Genomic DNA, 17,000 nt, shown 5'->3' on the forward strand with positions numbered 1-17,000 from the left:
TGAAAGATGATGCGCCACGAGGCCTCGCTCTGGCGATCTCCCGCCGGCACGCACGGCGTGCTATGCGAAGGTCATGGCGCAACTTTCCTCCGACCACTTCGCCTTTGGCGGCACGCTTCTGTCGGTCGACGAGGCGATCGCCAAGGTGGCGGCCCGCCTGGTGCCGGTCGCCGAGACGGAGCGCCTGCCGCTGCTCGAGGCCGACGGGCGCATTCTCGCCCATGACCTGATCGCCGGCGTCGACCTGCCGCCTTTCTTCAATTCGGCGGTCGACGGTTATGCCGTCCGTTTCGCCGACCTGAAGGCCGGCGACGACACGGTTCTGCCGGTCTCCGGCAGGGTCGCCGCAGGGACCGTGCTTGGCGGGCCGGTGCGGGCGGGCGAGGCGGTGCGCATCTTCACCGGCGCGCCCATGCCAGAGGGCGCCGACACCGTCTTCATGCAGGAGGATGTCCGGCTCGACGGAGAGCGCGTGATCCTGCCCCAGGGCCTGAAGCCGGGCGCCAATTGCCGGCCGGCGGGCGAGGACCTGCCGCGCGGCCGGCTGGCGCTCGCCGCCGGGCGCCGCATCACGCCGGAAGCGATCGCGCTGGCGGCCGCCCTCGGCTTCACCCAGCTCGACCTGCGCCGGCGGGTCCGGGTCGCGGTCTTCTCCACCGGCGACGAGATCGTCTCGCCGGGACAGCCGCTTGGCGCCGGCCAGCTTTATGATTCCAACCGCTTCACGCTGCAGGCCCTGTTGCGCCGCCTCGGCGCCGAGGTGACCGATCTCGGCATCCTCCGGGACGATCGCGCGGCCGTCGCCGCGGCACTGACCCAGGCCGCGCGCGGCCATGACCTGATCCTGACCTCGGGCGGCGTCTCGACCGGCGAGGAGGATCACGTCAAGGCCGCGGTCGAACAGGCCGGCAGCCTGACCTTCTGGCGGCTCGCCATCAAGCCGGGCCGGCCGGTGGCCATGGGCGTGGTGGAGGGCACCGCCTTCATTGGCCTGCCGGGCAATCCGGTCGCAGTCTTCGTCACCTTCGCCCATGTCGTCCGGCCGTTCCTGGCGGCACTTGGCGGCGGCGTGCCGGAGACGCCGCCGGCCTTGCCGGTGCGATCGACCTTCGCCTATCGCAAGAAGGAAGGGCGGCGCGAATATGTCCGGGTGGCGCTGGCGCGCGGCACCGACGGCACCACGGAGGCGACGAAACACCCGCGCGACGGCGCTGGCGTCATTACTTCGCTCACCGAGACCGATGGACTGGTGGAACTGCCGGAAGCGGTCACCGAGGTGAAGCCCGGCGACATGGTGGGCTTCCTGGCTTACGCGCTGTTGCGCTGAGATTGAGCGGTTGGGCGCGCCAGATGGAGCGCCGCATCAAGGTTTGTCGTCCTTGGTGCCATGCGCCTCAATGCGAAGCGACCCGACCCTACGGACTCGTCAATTCGGCTTGGAAATTCCCGACCAGTCCTTGCCGACCAGGTTGTCGCCGGCCTCGCCGTGGCGCAGATGCGCGCCCGAGCCGACGAAGCGGGCATCCGCGGTCTGCTGGACGGACGTGTTCAGGAACACGCCGGCGCCGGTCGCGAGCACGACGGCGGCGATCAGGCCCAACAGCATCACTTTCATCGCATGCTCCTCCATCCGGCGTCGAAGTTCTTGTTTTGCCGACAGATTCTAGCACTTCGCCCGGGCGCTTCAAGCGTCCTGGTGACGCAGCGAGATCGCTTCCGCCTCGGCCAGGTCCTCAGGCGTATTGGCGTTGAAGAAGGGGTCGTAGGGCAGGGTCGGCCAGACCGCGGCGGCGCAGCCGTGACGGGCGGTCCAGCGATCGATCTTGCGCATGTCCTCGACGACCAGGGCATGGCGGAGATCGGCCCTGAGATCGACGCGCCAGAGCCCGATCACCGGATGGGTCTGGTCGCCCGACCGGGCGCAGGCGAGCGGCAGGCCGGCGGCTTGGCGGGCTTTATGAAGCCGGCTCACGAGATCGCCGGGCAGGAACGGCGCATCGGTCGCGACCGACATGAGCCATTGGATCTCGGGCCGGTGCGTGGCGGCCCAGTCGAGCGCCGCCAGGATGCCGGCGAGCGGCCCGGCAAAGCCCGGCACGTCGTCGGCAACGACGGGCAGCCCGAGAAAACCGAAGCGGGCAGGGTCGCCATTGGCATTGACGATCAGGCCGTCGCATTGCGGCCTCAGGCGTTCGACCACCCGGTCGAGAATGGTCTTGCCGCCGACCGTCTTCATCGGCTTGTCGCCACCGCCCATGCGGCGGGCGAGGCCGCCGGCCAGCAGCACGCCGAGGGTTGGCGGATGGTCGGGTTTCAACGGTTCAGTCATCGCCATCCGAGCCTTTCCGGCGATGCCTGGCGCTTTCCTCCTCGACATAGCTGAGGTCCTGGTCGAACACGATCCGGTCCTCGCCGGCGAGCGCCACGAAGCGTTTTCCCCGCGCCCGCCCGATCAGCGTCAGGCCGCATTGCCGGGCGAGCTGGACGCCCCAGGCGGTGAAGCCGGAGCGCGACACCAGGATCGGAATGCCCATGCGCACGGTCTTGATGACCATTTCCGAGGTCAGCCGGCCGGTCGTGTAGAACAGCTTGTCGGCACCGGTCTCGCCGTGCCGGTACATCCAGCCGGCGACCTTGTCGACGGCATTGTGCCGGCCGACATCCTCCATATAGACCAGCGGCTTGTCCTCCCTGCAGAGCACGCAGCCATGGATCGCGCCGGCGCTCAGGTAGAGCGAGGGTATGGTGTTGATCGCGTTGGTCAGGCGGTAGAGCCAGGAGGTCCTGAACTGCGTCGCCGGCAAGGTGATCTCGCCCAGCGCCTCCATCAGGTCGCCGAAGGCGGTGCCCTGGGCGCAGCCCGAGGTCTGCGTACGCTTCCGGAGCTTGGCCTCGAAATTGGTGTCGGTGTCGGTGCGCACCACCACCACCTCGAGGTCCTCGTCGTAATCGACGCCGGTGACCACGTCGGTGGGTTTCAGCATGTTCTGGTTGAGCAGATAGCCGATCGCGAGATAGTCGGGGTAATCGCCGATCGTCATCATGGTGACGATTTCCTGGGCGTTCAGATAGAGGGTGAGCGGCCTCTCCACCGTCACCGAGGTCTCGATCCGTTGGCCGCGCTCGTCGACGCCGGTGACCCGCTCGGTCAGGCGCGGGTCGTCGGGGTTCGGCACGATCAGCGGACCGGCCATGGCGATCACTCGAAGATGATGCGGGGCGGCGTCCGCATTTTCACCGGGCCGTCGCCGGCAAGGCTCGCCCAGACCAGCCGCGCCATCTCCTGATAGACCTGGGCCTGCGGGCCGTCCGGCTCGGTGGCGACGATCGGCTGGCCGGTATCGGACCGCTCGCGCAGGTTCATGTCGAGCGGCACCTCGCCGAGGAAGGGAACACCGAGCCGGTCGGCCTCGCGCCTCGCCCCGCCATGGCCGAAAATATCGTAGCGCTTGCCGGTATCGGGCGCGATGAAATAGCTCATATTCTCGACGATGCCGAGGATCGGCACCTCGGTCTTGCGGAACATGGCGACGCCGCGCCGGGCGTCGATCAGGGCGAGGTCCTGCGGCGTCGAGACGATCACCGCGCCGGCCAAGGGCGTCGCCTGCGCCATGGTCAGCTGGGCATCGCCGGTGCCGGGCGGCATGTCGACCACCAGCACGTCGAGATCGCCCCAGGCGACCTCGCGCAGCATCTGGGTGATCGCGCTCATCACCATCGGGCCACGCCAGATCATCGGCGTTTCCTCGTCGACCATGAAACCGATCGACATGACCTTGACGCCGAAGCCTTCGAGCGGCGCCAGCGTCCGGCCCTCGATGACCCGCGGCTTGCCGTGCAGGCCGAACAGTTTCGGCAGTGACGGGCCGTAGATGTCGGCGTCCAGGATGCCGATCTTCAGGCCCTGGCTGGCCAGCGCCAGCGCGAGGTTGCAGGCGGTGGTCGACTTGCCGACGCCGCCCTTGCCGGAGGCGATGGCGATCACGTGGCGGACGCCCGGGATCATCGCGGCCTTCGGGGAGGGGGCCTGCTGCGGCCGGCCGGGCGTCACCTGCGGCCGCGGCGACGGCGCGGCCTTGGACTGCGGGCGGTCGGCGGTAAGCGAGACGAAGACCTGGCCGACGCCGGGCAAGCCGCTGATCGCCGACTGGGCCGCCAGCCGGACCGGCTCCATGGCGGCCGCTTCGGTCGCGTCGATGGCGATCGCCACCATCACCTTGTCGCCGCTGACGACGATCTCGGACAGGCGCCCGGAAGCTGCCAGCGTCTGGCCGCTGGCCGGCAGCCTCACGTGTTCGAGTGCGCGCGCGACCTGTTGTTCGGTGACCATGATGCCCTCACATGCCCTCTGTCACATAGGGCATGTCAGGGGGGCGCGGAAGGGCATGCGGCGCCGATGCGGCAGGCGTTTTGCCGAACCGTCACGGCGTGACGGTGAGCCGCAGCAGATATTCGCCGAGCGGCGCCGGCCGGCCGGCGGTGGTCAGTTCGCGCGGCGGGCTCACCAGCTCGCCGAAAGCGACGAAACGGCCCTGCACCGGCACGAAGGGCGCCGCCAGATGGGCCGCCGGCGACATGCGGAACAGAGGCGCCCGGCCATGGGTGCCGATCCACTGGATTTCGACCACCGGCGAACCGGTGCGCGCGCAGGTGGTGGCCGCGCAACGGCCGTCATTGATGACGCGGGTGAATTTCAGGGTGATCACGCGGCCGTCGCTGCCCGGCACTTCGATGGTCTCGCCGCCGCGAATCTCGATATTGCGCGGCGCGCCGGCTTCGGCGCGGCTCGGCGCGGTCATGCTCAGCAGCAGCGCGCAGGCGGCCAGGAACATCAGGGTGGGGGCGGCGATCATGGTGACGTGGGCGAGAAAACGCGGGGCGACGGTCATGACATGCTCCAAGCGACGGCTCGTGCTTGGGTCGCAGCGGCGTCGCCAAAGGTTCAAACCCGCGGCCCTGCCGCCTGGATGCACCTGCCCCCATATCGTCATGACCAACCCCTGCCGCTAGGGTCCGGGCCGACAACCACCCAACAATTGCGGTGTCGCTCCGCCCTTCGCGATCATCTGCATACGATGGCGCGATCGAACCGGATCGAAGCCATAACGAGGCGCCGTGAAATGCCCGTGAAAGAGCGCCGGCGGCATCCAGCGGCGCCATGGCGGCAAAAACCGCCTCGCATGCGTCACGCGCGGGCCCGCCTGCGTGAATCCGCCTTGGAGCCGTCATCGAGCCGTGGTAGCAACTTCCGCCAATCCGAAACCAAGCTCGCCACGCCCTCCCGATCAGCGAGGGCCAAGACGGCTTTATCCCTCAGGAGTTGGCAATGGCCGTTTTCACCAGCCTCGATGAAGCCCTGACCTTCGACGACGTGCTGTTGAAGCCGGGCCTGTCGGACGTGCTGCCGGCGGATGTCGATGTCCGGACCCGCCTGACCAAGGCGATCAGCCTGAACATCCCGATCATTTCCTCCGCCATGGACACGGTGACCGAGGGCCGCATGGCCATCGCCATGGCCCAGGCCGGCGGCATCGGCGTCATCCATCGCAATCTCGACGCCGACGTCCAGGCCGACCATGTCCGCCAGGTCAAGCGCTTCGAAAGCGGCATGGTGCTGAACCCGATCACCATTCACCCGGAAGCGACGCTGGCCGAGGCGCTGTCGCTGATGAAGAAGCACGGCATTTCCGGCGTGCCCGTGGTCGAGCCCTCGCCCAGCGGCAAGGCCGGCAAGCTCGCCGGCATCCTGACCAATCGCGACGTCCGTTTCGCTTCGCGGCCGGACCAGCCGGTCTCCGAGCTGATGACCAAGGAACGGCTGATCACGGTGCGCGAAGGCGTGACCCAGGACGAAGCCAAGCGGCTGCTGCACCAGTTCCGCATCGAAAAGCTGCTGGTCGTCGACGAGCACTACCGCTGCGTCGGCCTGATCACCGTCAAGGACATGGAGAAGCAGGTCGCCAATCCCCATGCCTGCAAGGACGAGCAGGGCCGGCTGCGCGTCGCCGCCGCGACCACCATTGGCGATGCCGGCTTCGCACGCACCGAAATGCTCATCGACGCCGGTGTCGACCTGGTGGTGGTCGATACCGCCCATGGCCATTCGCAAAAGGTGCTGGACCAGGTCGCGCGCATCAAGCGGCTGTCCAACAAGGTGCAGATCCTGGCCGGCAATGTCGCCACCGCCGCGGGCACCCGGGCGCTGATCGACGCCGGCGCCGACGCCATCAAGGTCGGCATTGGCCCGGGTTCCATCTGTACGACCCGTATCGTTGCCGGTGTCGGCGTGCCCCAGCTCACCGCCATCATGGACAGCGTCGAGGCGGCCCAGGGCGCGGGCATTCCCGTCATCGCCGACGGCGGCATCAAGTTTTCGGGAGATCTCGCCAAGGCTTTGGCGGCTGGCGCCGAGGTCGCGATGATCGGCGGCCTGCTGGCCGGCACCGACGAGGCGCCGGGCGAGGTCTATCTGTGGCAGGGCCGCTCCTACAAGAGCTATCGGGGCATGGGGTCGGTCGGCGCCATGGCGCGCGGCTCGGCCGACCGCTATTTCCAGGCCGAGGTGAAGGATAGCCTGAAGCTGGTGCCGGAAGGCATCGAGGGCCAGGTGCCCTATAAGGGGCCGGTCGGCACCGTGGTGCACCAGCTGGTCGGCGGCCTGCGCGCCGCCATGGGCTATACCGGCGCCAAGACGCTCGAGGATTTCCGCAACCATTCCGAATTCGTGCGCATTTCCGGCGCCGGCCTGCGCGAGAGCCACGTCCACGACGTCACCATCACGCGCGAAAGCCCGAATTACCCGAATGGCGGGCGGGTGTGACGGCGAGAGGGTTTGATATGCCGCGGCGCGGCCTTGGCACTTGAGTGCTGCGCGACAGCGGTTAGGACAGGTTGATTTTGGGACAAGCAAGTCGTGGATGCCCGGGACAAGCCCGGGCAAGACGATGTCTGGACATCACTGTCTACTGGGCGATGGAGCGAAGCCAGCGCCTGTCTCAACGCCATACCCTCGTCTTGGCCGGGCTTGTCCCGGCCATCCACGAATTCAGCCCGATTTCTGATGAAAACGGTCGATCCCGTAGCGCGACGGGGGGCCGCCCCTTCATGAAACGCGCCGATCCGATACGACCGAACCCTAGCGCCGCGACCCCTGTTCGAGTTCGGTCTTGGCGTCGCGCACCTGGCGCTGGGTGCGGGTCTCGTCGACCTGGGCGATCGGCGCGGGCGGAGCGGCGCAGGCGGCCAATGTCATCAGGGCGAAGCCCGTCAGCACGACGCGGGACGCGATCATCGGCCAGGCTCTCCGTCGCATGATGAAAAGAAACGACCGCCTGCGACTTCACCCAGCCGTGGCGGCGTTCATCGTCCACGAAAGATGAGATGACCCGGCCGAAGCCGGGCCACCTGAAGACATATCAGCGGGATCAGCGGCAGACGCGCACGTCGCGCGGAACCGCATAGCCATCCCACCTTTCGACCCAGCGGCGCTCGATCCAGCAGTCACCGTAATAATAGGGCTGACTGGCGATCGCCGCGCCTCCGAGGATCAAGCCGGCTGCCGCCGCGCCCGCCCAGGGACCGGGACCATACCAGCCGCCGCCATAGCGGTAGCCGCCACCCCAGCCGGGCCGGCCGCCCCATCCGGGCCGACCGCCCCAACCACCGCCGGGGCGCCCGAATCCGGGGCGTGCGCCGGTGAATGCGCCGGGGCGGATGCCCGCACCGGCGAAGCCGCGGCCGCCGCTGAAGCCGCGGCGCTGCATCTCGATCGGCGCCTGACCTGTCGTGGTCCCGGCCGCCGCCCTGTCGCGCTGCTGTTCGGCAGCACGCACGTCCGTCGCCGGCATGGCCAGGACGAAGCCCAGGGCCAATGCGCCGAGAGCGGCGCCGGCCACAGGGCGGGTACTCATCATGATAGGCATGATATGGTCTCCTAAAGCATCAGGGGTGTCGCCCCCAAGGGATGCGCCGAACCGAACCGCGCCGTCCTCAGGGATATAACGCGAGCCGATTCAGGTATTTCCTTGACCAACGCTTCCGCCACGTGATCGGTTCCCAATCGGCCGGCCGGCGGCCTCGTAACGCTGGCGGAATCGGGGGGAACGGGCATGGGGTTGATGAACCCGAACGGATTGTCGCTGATCTGGCCGCTGCTGGCCCAGGTCGGGCTGACCCTGGTGGTGCTGTTCGTGATGGGCTTTTTTCGCCGCCGCGCGCTGATGCGCAAGGAGGTGCGGCTCGGCGAGATCGCGCTTTCGGGCGACGCCTTTCCGATCAAGGCCAGGCAGGCGGCCAATAATTTCACCAATCAGTTCGAAACGCCGGTTCTGTTCTACGTGCTGGTGATCGTGGCGATCCATGTCGGCGCCACCGGTCCGCTGATGACGGCGCTTGCCTGGGCCTATGTGGCCAGCCGGCTCGCCCATGCCGTCATCCATATCGGCTCGAACGATGTGCGTTATCGCGCGCCGATCTTCACGCTCGGCGTTTTTGTCCTGATCCTGATGCTCGTCGGCGTGCTGATCGCCGCATTGTGATCGCCAGAACGCCGGAAGGCCCCGGTCTTGCGACCGGGGCCGGGCAGGGACGGGCGGCATGGCCGCCCTCCGGCGCTCAATAGGCGCAGACGTTCACCGTGCGGCGAACCAGGCCGTAGGGGGTATCGACCCAGCGGTAGCGGTAGCAGTCGGATGCGATGACGGTGGCGCCGACCCCGACCACGCCGAGGCCGATCCAGCGGCCGCCGCGCCAGTGCCCGTGGCGATGGCCGGCGAAGTGGCGACCGCCGAAATGCATGCCGCCGTGGCGCAGGCCGCCGCCATGAAAACCGCCATGGCGCATGCCGCCGCCGTGGAAGCCGCCGCCGCGGCCGCCGAAACCGCGGGCTTCGGCATCATTCATGGCGAACAGGCCGAGGCCGGCAATGGCGGTGGCGGCGAGAGCGAGCGTCTTGAGCGAGGTCATCGTATCGATCCTTGGGTTGAGTGGGCTTGAGGGATTATCGCCCCATGCCCATGGGTCACCTCGGCCGCGAGAAAGGTTCGATGCGTGGGAGATTATTTTTTTGCGCGCGCGGTCCGGTGGATCGTTTCGAATTGACGGGCACTGCACTGAGGAAAGCCGTCCTTCGAGGGGCGCTTCAATCTCGATTGGCAAAACCGAAGGCCGTCGCGTCCTGAGCACCGACCAAGAAAAACCCCGGTCTTGCGACCGGGGCCAAGGTGGAAACGGGAGGAATGCGGGAGGAAGAGGGATCAGTAGGCGCAGATATTGACGGTGCGCCGGACCAGGCCATAGGGCGTGTCGAACCAGCGGTAGCGGTAGCAGTCGGAAGCGATGACGGTGGCGCCGACACCGACCACGCCGAGGCCGATCCAGCGGCCGCCGCGCCAGTGGCCGTGGCGATGACCGGCGAAGTGGCGCCCGCCGAAATGCATGCCGCCGTGGCGCAGGCCGCCGCCGTGGAAGCCACCGGCGCGGAAACCGCCGCCGCCGCCGCGGCCGCCGAAGCCGCGGGCCTCGGCATCGTTTATGGCGAACAGGCCGAGACCGGCAATGGCGGTGGCGGCGAGGGCAAGGGTCTTGAGAGAGGTCATGGACGTGCTCCTTGGGTGTGGTGGGCTTCGGGAATTTCGCCCCATGCCCATGGGTCATCCCAGGCGGCGGGAAGGTTCATGCGCGGCGTGAAGATTTTTCGCCGCGCGGCGAAATGGACGCCGGCGCGCCGGCGGCGCGGCATATCAGGCGCCGGTCGACCTCCGGACAGGAAACGGTCAACCATTTCTCCGGCAAATCGTGACAATTTGCGATATTTTTGCGCGATCTGGCCGTATTTCACCGATCGGATTAGCCCCTCGTTCACGCTTGCTGGCCAGTCTTCCGGCGGGGCGGACGTGGACAGGCGATCGGGCTATGGCGAGCCAGGTGAAAGTCACGGCCGACGATGTGGCGAAAGCGGCATCGGTCAGGCGCTGGGATCTGTCGTTCCCGAGCAAGCTCGAACGGCGCTTCGCGGCCGATATGGCGCCGCGCCGGGCCAAGGCTCTCGAAATCATCACGCTCCGCACCGTGGTCGTCTACAACGTGTTCCTGGTCGGCGACGCGCTGCTGGTGCCCGACAGCTTCGGGCTGAGCCTGATCGTCCATCTCATGCTGGTCACGCCGTGGCTGCTGGCGGCGGCCGTGCTGCTGCGCCGCACCCTGGATCCGCGGCGATGCGATCTTCTGGTGGCGAGCATTCCGCTGGCCATTGTCGCCGGCATTCTCTGGGTCTTCATGTCGTCGCGCAGCCCGCTCGCCAGCCACTACCAATATTTCATCGTGCTGGTGGTGATGTATGCCAACTCGGCCATGCGGCCGTCATTGGCCTATGGCACCGCGGCCTCCGCCGCGATCGTGGTGGCGCACGGCCTGGCCTGCCTGTTTCATCCCGACATGCCGGTGGCCGCGACCATCACCGCCTCCTTCGGCCTGATGGTGACGATCGGCGTCACGCTGATCGCCAATTATTATATCGAGCGTGACCTCCGGCGCCTCTATCTGCTGCGCCTGAAGGACAATCTGGCCGCCGAGAGCCTGCAGCGGACCGCCGATGACCTCGCGCGCATGTCGCATGTCGATGCCCTGACCGGTCTCGCCAACCGGCGCGGCGTCGACAGCCATGTCGCGGCCCTGTTCGCGGGATCGCAGGCCGTGCCGCGGTGTTTCGCCGTTCTGATGATCGATGTCGACCATTTCAAGGGCTTCAACGACCAATATGGCCATCCCGCCGGCGACCGCTGCCTGGCGCTGATCGGCGCCGCGGCCCGCGAGGTGCTGCGCGACGGCGCCGACATCCTCGGCCGTTATGGCGGCGAGGAATTCGTCGCCATCCTGCCCGACGCCGATCTCGCCGACGGCCTGCGCACGGCCGAACGCATGCGCGCGGCGGTCGAGCGGCTCGCCGTGCCGCACCTGCGCTCCCAGGCCGGTCATGTCACGCTCAGCGTCGGGGTCGGCACCGGCTCGCTCGGCGATGCCGCGAGCCTCACCGCCGCCATCGTCGCGGCCGATGCCGCGCTTTACGAAGCCAAGGCCGCCGGCCGCAACCAGGTGCGCCCGGTTCCATCCGGCATTCTGCCCTCCGGCCGGCCTGCGCGCGCGGCCTGACCGGCCGGCCCGATCCGGCCGCCGGCCGTTTCTCCTTGCTCTCGACCGCCGCCAGCGGCTACCACCACGGCCTTCCAAGGAGCCGCCGTGATCCCGTCCGCCCGCCTGTCCGCCGCCATCGAGGTCCTGGCCGATATCGCCGCCCGCCGCCGCCCGGCGCCCGATGCCCTGAAGGATTGGGGCCTGGCGCACCGTTTCGCCGGGTCGAAAGACCGCGCGGCCATTGCCAGCCTGGTCTATGACGCGCTGCGCCGGCGCGCCTCCGCCGCCCATGTCATGGGCGACGAGAGCCCGCGCGCCGTGCTGCTCGGCGCCCTGGCGCTCGCCCGCGGGCTCGACCGCGCGGCCATCGCGGCGCTGTGCACCGGCGAACGCTTCGCGCCCGAGCCGCTCACCGATGACGAAGCCCGCCGGCTCGACGCGCTCGATCTCGACGACGCGCCGGCCGCCATTGCCGGCGACTTTCCGGACTGGCTGAGCGACGAGCTCGCCGCGGCCTTCGGCGACGAGACGGTGGCCGAGATGCGGGCGCTCTCGGCCCGCGCGCCGATCGACATCCGCGTCAACACGCTGAAGACCGAGCGCAACCGCCTGATGCCGGCGCTCAGCCATCTGGCGCCTGAGATGACGCCGCATGCGCCGACCGGCTTGCGCTTCTCCGCCGGCGAGGACGGCCGCGGCCCGACCTTGCAGGTGACGCCGGAATTCCTGAAGGGCCTGTTCGAGATCCAGGACGAAGGCTCGCAACTGGTCGCCATGATGGCCGGGGCCGCGCCCGACATGCAGGTGGTCGATCTCTGCGCCGGCGGCGGCGGCAAGACGCTCGAGCTCTCGGCGCTGATGGACAATTCCGGCCAGATCTATGCGACCGATTCCGATATGCGCCGGCTCGCCCCGATCCATGAGCGGCTGACCCGGGCAGGGGCCCGCAACGTCCAGGTGCGCACGCCGAAGGGCAGGGCGGACGAGCCGCTCGCCGATCTCCAGGGCAAGATCGACCTGGTGCTCGTCGACGCGCCCTGCACCGGCATCGGCACCTGGCGGCGCAATCCCGACACCAAATGGCGGGTTCGCCCGGGCGCGCTGGCCGAACGCATGAAGGATCAGGATTTCGTGCTGTCGCGCGCCGAACCCCTGGTCAGGCGCGGCGGCCGCATCGCCTATGTCACCTGTTCGGTTCTGCCTTGCGAGAACGACGAGCGGGTCGCCGCCTTCCTGGAAACCCACCCGGATTTCGCCTCCGTCGACCCCGGTGAGGTGCTGGCTCTGGCGCCCGACACGCTCTCGGAACGCGACGACCTCGTCTCGCCCGCCGGCCTCGGCCTGCAGCTGACGCCGCTGCGCACCGGCACGGACGGGTTCTATCTGGCGATCATCGAACGCACTTAGTGCGTGGCGAATAGCGAATGGCGAATGGCGAGTAGGGGATGATGCCGCGCCCGCCGTGCATCAAGCCTCGCCCACGCCTTCGTGGGTGAGGGTTCGCGCGCTCCGACCCGGTTCGGTCAAATCCCCGCTGCAGAATTGACCAATTGGCATGGCTTTCCGGGCATTCTCGCCCGCCAGCACTCCGATCAGGGAACCCCGCCTTGGCCTCTCGCCTCATCGCCCCGGCGCTCGCCGCCGGCCTTCTCCTCGTCCCGGCCGCCACCCAGGCCGCGCCCCAGACCCGCCAGATGGCGGCACGGGAAACCGCCTCCCGCCAGGCCTCGACCCGCGAAGCGGCAGCAGCCATCCAAATGATCAACGCCTACCGCGCCTCATCCTGGATGGGCCCGCTCCGGCTCGATCCGAAACTCACCGCCGCCGCGGCCGAGCAATCGCGCGCCATGGCGGCGGCCGGCACTATGTCTCATGACGTCGGCGGCGCCTTCCAGGCGCGCATGCGGCGGCATGGCATCGGCGATTCCGCCGAGAATATCGGTTACGGTTATGCGAGCGTCGGCGAAGCGGTGGCCGGTTGGCGCGGCTCCTATGCCCACAATGCCAATATGCTCAACCGGACGATGACCCGCGCCGGCTTCGCGCGGGCGGTCGGCGCCGGCGGCCGGCCGTTCTGGACGCTCATCCTGGCGCGCTGAGCCGAGCGGCCTCGGAATGGGGATCGCGCGGCGCGGGGCTTGCAAGCGGACGGGCTTGGTCGTAACCGAAGCGGATGACGCACGACACCATCCTGATCATCGATTTCGGCTCCCAGGTCACCCAGCTGATCGCCCGCCGCGTACGCGAGGCCGGCGTCTATTGCGAGATCCACCCGTTCCAGAACGCCGAAAAGGCCTACAAGGCCTTGAGGCCCAAGGGCGTGATCCTCTCCGGCAGCCCGGCTTCCGTCACCGAGGACTTCTCGCCGCGCGCGCCGCAGCTGATCTTCGACGACAAGCTGCCGGTCTTCGGCATCTGCTATGGCGAGCAGACCATGGCGGAACAGCTGGGCGGCAAGGTGGAAGCCGGCCATCACCGCGAATTCGGCCGCGCCTTCCTCGATGTGAAGAAGAGCACCAAGCTCTTCCAGGGCGTCTGGGAACCGGGCAGCCGGCACCAGGTCTGGATGAGCCATGGCGACCGCGTCACCGCCATCCCCGAGGGCTTCGAGGTGGTCGCCACCTCCGAGAACGCGCCCTTCGCGGCCATTGCCGACGAGGCGCGCAATTATTACGCCGTGCAGTTCCACCCCGAAGTGGTGCACACGCCCGACGGCGCCAAGCTGATCCAGAACTTCGTCAAGAACATTGCCGGCGCCACCGGCGACTGGACCATGGGCGCCTTCCGCCAGGAGGCCATTGCCCGCATCCGCGCCCAGGTCGGCCGCGGCAAGGTGATTTGCGGCCTCTCCGGCGGGGTCGATTCATCGGTTGCTGCCGTGCTGATCCACGAAGCCATCGGCAGCCAGCTGACCTGCGTCTTCGTCGACCACGGCCTGATGCGCCAGGACGAGGCCAAGGAGGTCGTCGGCCTGTTCCGCGACCATTACAACATCCCGCTGGTCCATGTGGACGCCGCCGACCTGTTCCTCGGCGAACTCGCCGGCGTCACCGATCCCGAGGCCAAGCGCAAGACCATTGGCCGGCTGTTCATCGAGGTCTTCGAGAAGGAGGCCAAGGCGGTGGGCGGCGCCGATTTCCTGGCCCAGGGCACGCTTTATCCCGACGTGATCGAGAGCATCTCGTTCACCGGCGGCCCCTCGGTCACCATCAAGAGCCACCACAATGTCGGCGGCCTGCCCGAGCGCATGAACATGCAGCTCGTTGAACCCTTGCGCGAACTGTTCAAGGACGAGGTGAGGGCGCTCGGCCGCGAGCTCGGCCTGCCGGCAAGCTTCGTCGGCCGCCATCCCTTCCCGGGCCCGGGCCTTGCCATCCGCATTCCCGGCGAGATCACGCCGGAAAAGCTCGACATCCTGCGCCAGGCCGACGCGATCTATCTCGACGAGATCCGCAAGGCCGGCCTCTACGACATCATCTGGCAGGCCTTCGCCGTGCTGCTGCCGGTGAAAACCGTCGGCGTGATGGGCGACGGCCGCACCTATGACCATGTCTGCGCGCTGCGCGCGGTGACCTCGGTCGACGGCATGACCGCCGATTTCTACCCCTTCGACATGAACTTCCTCGGCCGCGCCGCGACGCGGATCATCAACGAGGTGAGGGGGATTAATCGGGTGGTTTATGACGTGACGAGCAAGCCGCCGGGGACGATTGAGTGGGAGTGAGGGGAAACCTGCGTGCGTCGTGGTAGTTGGTTGTAGAAATACAGTGATTTAGAGAGAGTTCAATTCACTGTCCGCGTGAATCATCGGAAATGCCTGTTGGTCGCATAGGGTGGATTTGGAATCACCGACTCTTTCGACCCTACAATTCAGCCAAAACTACGCCGACGCATGCTAGGGTCGCATAGTCCTGCATGTCTTTAGTGCTCAAGCGAAATAGACGTCTTCATCGGTTGTGCTTCGGCGCGCCGCCGGGAAGAATTGAGCGATGGATTCGATCAGTCTGGCCTAAAGCGTAGGGGGTGAGATGCGTATTGCAGGATTGTTCGCGGGTATTGGAGGAGTGGAGGCAGGCTTGGCATCTGCGGGCCATGAGACCGATCTACTTTGCGAAATATGGGATCCTGCGCGCGCTGTCCTCTCAGCCAGATTCCCTAATGTCGAGCTTTGGCGCGACGTCATCGACTTGCCCGATCTGCCGAGTACTACTGAGGCGCTCGTTGCGGGCTTCCCCTGCCAGGATCTCAGCCAAGCTGGGTTGACCGCTGGGATCGTAGGCCAGCGCTCCGGCCTTGTCGGGCACGTATTCCGTCTGCTCGATCGCCGACGTGTACCCTGGGTTGTCCTTGAGAACGTATCCTTTATGCTTCAGCTCGACCGGGGCCGCGGCATGCGGACCCTGGTGGAGGCGTTTGAGGAACGTGGCTATCGCTGGGCATATCGAGTCGTCAACTCGCGCGCCTTCGTGCCACAGCGTCGCGAGCGCGTCGTCGTCGTCGCGACGCTGACGGACGTGGATCCCGCTTCCGTGTTGTGCATCGATGACGCTGCGGCTCCCGAAGCACCGACCTCACTCGACACGCATGCGCACGGGTTCTACTGGACCGAGGGCATCCGCGGGCTTGGCTGGGCGCCGGACGGCATCCCGACTCTCAAGAATGGCTCGACCGTGGGCATAGCTTCGCCGCCGGCAATCCTCCTCCCCGACGGAAAAATCGTGACGCCCGACATTCGCGACGCTGAAAGGCTTCAGGGTTTTGAGGCGGATTGGACCGAGCCGGCAGAGGCAGTCGCGCGGCGTTCGCTCCGTTGGTCGCTGGTTGGTAACGCAGTCACCCGACCGTTGGCAGAGTGGCTCGGTAAGCGACTGCAAACGCCTGGCGTGTATGATCAATCCAGAGATGGCGTACTCCCGGCAGACGGCCGTTGGCCGCGATCGGCTCGCTTCGACGGGACGCGCCGCCACCGGATCGAAATTGGTGCGTATCCAGTCTGGCACGAGCGCGAACCGCTGGCCGATTTCCTCAAATTTGGCGGCAAGGCGCTCTCCGCGAGGGCGACGCGCGGTTTCCTGTCAAGGACGGAGCGGAGTCAGCTTCGGTTCGTGCCGGGCTTTCGTGAGAGAGTCAGGGCTCACCTCGACAGCGTCGAGCGGAACGATGTTGCACCACTTGCGATTGCCGCGGAATGAGGGCCGCGAAGCCCACCGACCCGAAGCGCAGCGAGTGGATGAGGCGTGTTAAGCGATTCGGTACACCCGCCGAGGGGGTAGTAGGTGCCTGTCTCCGCAGCCTCGGACTTCGGTACCGCCGGAACGTACGGTCGTTGGTTGGCTCACCCGATTTTGCGAATAGGTGTGGCGCGTGGACAGTCTTCGTAAACGGTTGCTACTGGCATCACCACACGAACTGCACACGTGCGACCGTGCCGAAGGCGAATGCGTCGTTTTGGACGGACAAGTTCGAACGAAATCGCCGACGAGACGCCCGCGCTATCCGTGAACTGCGCGGGAGCGGTTTTCGCGTGGCCGTCGTCTGGGAGTGTGAGTGTAATGCCCGCGACGGGCGGGCGTTAGAGATGGCACTTTCCAGGGCGTTGAAGCTGATCCCCGGAAGGCCTGCGGAACCGTGGGTGACTGGGGCGGTCGAGGAACGACGAAGTATCCATCTGGGTGATTATGCTGATCAGGACGCTGGCGGCACCTGATGTTGCGCCTTCCCGCGCGCCGTCCTTATTACCTTCGCGTAGCCGTGCCGCGCGTCTGCCAGATCGGCGGGCGAGAAGGGTCAAGACAAAGCAATCTCGGCCGCGCGACAGAAGGCCTTTCGATCCCTCGCGATTTGTGGGAAAGACAAGGCGGAATCCGACG

Annotated in this window: 19 protein-coding genes; 9 read left to right on the forward strand and 10 right to left on the reverse strand. The window is 67.3% G+C overall.

What is annotated here, in order from left to right; genetic code table 11:
* Window positions 1-73: 73 nt before the first annotated feature.
* Window positions 74-1,327: a molybdopterin molybdotransferase MoeA gene (locus AC07WJ_RS33065; RefSeq protein ID WP_494938981.1), complete on the forward strand. Its 1,254-nt coding sequence runs from the start codon at window positions 74-76 to the stop codon at window positions 1,325-1,327.
* A gap of 99 nt (window positions 1,328-1,426) precedes the next feature.
* Here AC07WJ_RS33065 and AC07WJ_RS33070 read toward each other — a convergent pair whose 3' ends face one another.
* The 5 genes from AC07WJ_RS33070 to AC07WJ_RS33090 form a co-directional block, all read right to left on the reverse strand.
* A complete protein-coding gene (locus tag AC07WJ_RS33070) occupies window positions 1,427-1,615 on the reverse strand; it encodes a hypothetical protein (protein ID WP_494938982.1) in 189 nt (62 codons plus the stop codon).
* A gap of 69 nt (window positions 1,616-1,684) precedes the next feature.
* Window positions 1,685-2,335, reverse strand: coding sequence for a molybdenum cofactor guanylyltransferase MobA (gene mobA / locus AC07WJ_RS33075; RefSeq protein ID WP_494938983.1), 651 nt, complete (start codon window positions 2,333-2,335; stop codon window positions 1,685-1,687).
* Entirely contained in the window at window positions 2,322-3,194 is an 873-nt protein-coding gene (locus AC07WJ_RS33080; protein WP_494938984.1) for a formate dehydrogenase accessory sulfurtransferase FdhD, read from the reverse strand. Before AC07WJ_RS33080 ends, mobA begins: the two co-directional genes overlap by 14 nt.
* 5 nt (window positions 3,195-3,199) lie before the next feature.
* Entirely contained in the window at window positions 3,200-4,333 is a 1,134-nt protein-coding gene (locus AC07WJ_RS33085; protein WP_494939112.1) for an Mrp/NBP35 family ATP-binding protein, read from the reverse strand.
* A gap of 88 nt (window positions 4,334-4,421) precedes the next feature.
* A complete protein-coding gene (locus AC07WJ_RS33090; RefSeq protein ID WP_494938985.1) occupies window positions 4,422-4,889 on the reverse strand; it encodes a hypothetical protein in 468 nt (155 codons plus the stop codon).
* A 437-nt stretch (window positions 4,890-5,326) separates the two neighbouring features.
* Between AC07WJ_RS33090 and guaB the strand changes: the two genes are divergently transcribed.
* Window positions 5,327-6,820 (forward strand): IMP dehydrogenase, encoded by a 1,494-nt coding sequence (gene guaB, locus AC07WJ_RS33095; RefSeq protein WP_494938986.1) that lies wholly within the window; start codon window positions 5,327-5,329, stop codon window positions 6,818-6,820.
* A 315-nt stretch (window positions 6,821-7,135) separates the two neighbouring features.
* On the opposite strand, the gene AC07WJ_RS33100 is transcribed toward guaB, so the two are convergent.
* Both AC07WJ_RS33100 and AC07WJ_RS33105 read right to left on the reverse strand, forming a co-directional pair.
* Window positions 7,136-7,291, reverse strand: coding sequence for a hypothetical protein (locus AC07WJ_RS33100; protein WP_494938987.1), 156 nt, complete (start codon window positions 7,289-7,291; stop codon window positions 7,136-7,138).
* A 133-nt stretch (window positions 7,292-7,424) separates the two neighbouring features.
* Complete coding sequence (locus tag AC07WJ_RS33105; RefSeq protein ID WP_494938988.1) at window positions 7,425-7,922, reverse strand: hypothetical protein; 498 nt, start codon at window positions 7,920-7,922, stop codon at window positions 7,425-7,427.
* A gap of 186 nt (window positions 7,923-8,108) precedes the next feature.
* On the opposite strand from AC07WJ_RS33105, the gene AC07WJ_RS33110 reads away from it, so the two are divergent.
* Window positions 8,109-8,537, forward strand: a complete 429-nt coding sequence (locus AC07WJ_RS33110) for an MAPEG family protein (protein WP_494938989.1) — start codon at window positions 8,109-8,111, stop codon at window positions 8,535-8,537.
* 76 nt (window positions 8,538-8,613) lie between these two features.
* Here the strand turns inward: AC07WJ_RS33110 and AC07WJ_RS33115 are convergent, their stop codons facing one another.
* The 3 genes from AC07WJ_RS33115 to AC07WJ_RS33125 all read right to left on the reverse strand — a co-directional run bounded on the left by AC07WJ_RS33115 (window position 8,614) and on the right by AC07WJ_RS33125 (window position 9,838).
* The gene (locus tag AC07WJ_RS33115; RefSeq protein WP_494938990.1) at window positions 8,614-8,964 is read right to left on the reverse strand and encodes a hypothetical protein; all 351 of its coding nucleotides are present in this window, start codon (window positions 8,962-8,964) and stop codon (window positions 8,614-8,616) included.
* Window positions 8,965-9,254: 290 nt separating this feature from the next.
* The gene (locus tag AC07WJ_RS33120) at window positions 9,255-9,596 is read right to left on the reverse strand and encodes a hypothetical protein (RefSeq protein WP_494938991.1); all 342 of its coding nucleotides are present in this window, start codon (window positions 9,594-9,596) and stop codon (window positions 9,255-9,257) included.
* Complete coding sequence (locus AC07WJ_RS33125) at window positions 9,593-9,838, reverse strand: hypothetical protein (RefSeq protein WP_494938992.1); 246 nt, start codon at window positions 9,836-9,838, stop codon at window positions 9,593-9,595. Before AC07WJ_RS33125 ends, AC07WJ_RS33120 begins: the two co-directional genes overlap by 4 nt.
* A gap of 86 nt (window positions 9,839-9,924) precedes the next feature.
* Between AC07WJ_RS33125 and AC07WJ_RS33130 the strand changes: the two genes are divergently transcribed.
* The 6 genes from AC07WJ_RS33130 to AC07WJ_RS33155 all read left to right on the forward strand — a co-directional run bounded on the left by AC07WJ_RS33130 (window position 9,925) and on the right by AC07WJ_RS33155 (window position 16,837).
* Window positions 9,925-11,148 (forward strand): GGDEF domain-containing protein, encoded by a 1,224-nt coding sequence (locus AC07WJ_RS33130; RefSeq protein WP_494938993.1) that lies wholly within the window; start codon window positions 9,925-9,927, stop codon window positions 11,146-11,148.
* A gap of 87 nt (window positions 11,149-11,235) precedes the next feature.
* Complete coding sequence (locus AC07WJ_RS33135; RefSeq protein WP_494938994.1) at window positions 11,236-12,537, forward strand: RsmB/NOP family class I SAM-dependent RNA methyltransferase; 1,302 nt, start codon at window positions 11,236-11,238, stop codon at window positions 12,535-12,537.
* A gap of 200 nt (window positions 12,538-12,737) precedes the next feature.
* Complete coding sequence (locus tag AC07WJ_RS33140) at window positions 12,738-13,229, forward strand: CAP domain-containing protein (protein WP_494938995.1); 492 nt, start codon at window positions 12,738-12,740, stop codon at window positions 13,227-13,229.
* A gap of 74 nt (window positions 13,230-13,303) precedes the next feature.
* The gene (gene guaA / locus AC07WJ_RS33145) at window positions 13,304-14,854 is read left to right on the forward strand and encodes a glutamine-hydrolyzing GMP synthase (protein ID WP_494938996.1); all 1,551 of its coding nucleotides are present in this window, start codon (window positions 13,304-13,306) and stop codon (window positions 14,852-14,854) included.
* A 304-nt stretch (window positions 14,855-15,158) separates the two neighbouring features.
* Window positions 15,159-16,322, forward strand: a complete 1,164-nt coding sequence (locus tag AC07WJ_RS33150; RefSeq protein ID WP_494938997.1) for a DNA cytosine methyltransferase — start codon at window positions 15,159-15,161, stop codon at window positions 16,320-16,322.
* Window positions 16,319-16,837 carry a very short patch repair endonuclease gene (locus AC07WJ_RS33155; RefSeq protein ID WP_494938998.1) on the forward strand — a complete coding sequence of 173 codons (519 nt, stop codon included), beginning with the start codon at window positions 16,319-16,321 and terminating at the stop codon, window positions 16,835-16,837. The genes AC07WJ_RS33150 and AC07WJ_RS33155 overlap by 4 nt, the downstream gene beginning before the upstream one ends.
* Window positions 16,838-17,000: the final 163 nt, after the last annotated feature.

This window comes from Phreatobacter sp. GW821-FHT04C01 (assembly GCF_059420385.1).

Excerpts from the sequence above, each read along its gene's own strand:
- AC07WJ_RS33065 (WP_494938981.1), top strand. The coding sequence starts at position 74 with ATGGCGCAACTTTCCTCCGACCACTTCGCCTTTGGCGGCACGCTTCTG.
- AC07WJ_RS33070 (WP_494938982.1), bottom strand. The coding sequence starts at position 1,615 with ATGAAAGTGATGCTGTTGGGCCTGATCGCCGCCGTCGTGCTCGCGACC.
- mobA (WP_494938983.1), bottom strand. The coding sequence starts at position 2,335 with ATGGCGATGACTGAACCGTTGAAACCCGACCATCCGCCAACCCTCGGC.
- AC07WJ_RS33080 (WP_494938984.1), bottom strand. The coding sequence starts at position 3,194 with ATGGCCGGTCCGCTGATCGTGCCGAACCCCGACGACCCGCGCCTGACC.
- AC07WJ_RS33090 (WP_494938985.1), bottom strand. The coding sequence starts at position 4,889 with ATGACCGTCGCCCCGCGTTTTCTCGCCCACGTCACCATGATCGCCGCC.
- guaB (WP_494938986.1), top strand. The coding sequence starts at position 5,327 with ATGGCCGTTTTCACCAGCCTCGATGAAGCCCTGACCTTCGACGACGTG.
- AC07WJ_RS33100 (WP_494938987.1), bottom strand. The coding sequence starts at position 7,291 with ATGATCGCGTCCCGCGTCGTGCTGACGGGCTTCGCCCTGATGACATTG.
- AC07WJ_RS33105 (WP_494938988.1), bottom strand. The coding sequence starts at position 7,922 with ATGCCTATCATGATGAGTACCCGCCCTGTGGCCGGCGCCGCTCTCGGC.
- AC07WJ_RS33110 (WP_494938989.1), top strand. The coding sequence starts at position 8,109 with ATGGGGTTGATGAACCCGAACGGATTGTCGCTGATCTGGCCGCTGCTG.
- AC07WJ_RS33115 (WP_494938990.1), bottom strand. The coding sequence starts at position 8,964 with ATGACCTCGCTCAAGACGCTCGCTCTCGCCGCCACCGCCATTGCCGGC.
- AC07WJ_RS33120 (WP_494938991.1), bottom strand. The coding sequence starts at position 9,596 with ATGACCTCTCTCAAGACCCTTGCCCTCGCCGCCACCGCCATTGCCGGT.
- guaA (WP_494938996.1), top strand. The coding sequence starts at position 13,304 with ATGACGCACGACACCATCCTGATCATCGATTTCGGCTCCCAGGTCACC.
- AC07WJ_RS33150 (WP_494938997.1), top strand. The coding sequence starts at position 15,159 with ATGCGTATTGCAGGATTGTTCGCGGGTATTGGAGGAGTGGAGGCAGGC.
- AC07WJ_RS33155 (WP_494938998.1), top strand. The coding sequence starts at position 16,319 with ATGAGGGCCGCGAAGCCCACCGACCCGAAGCGCAGCGAGTGGATGAGG.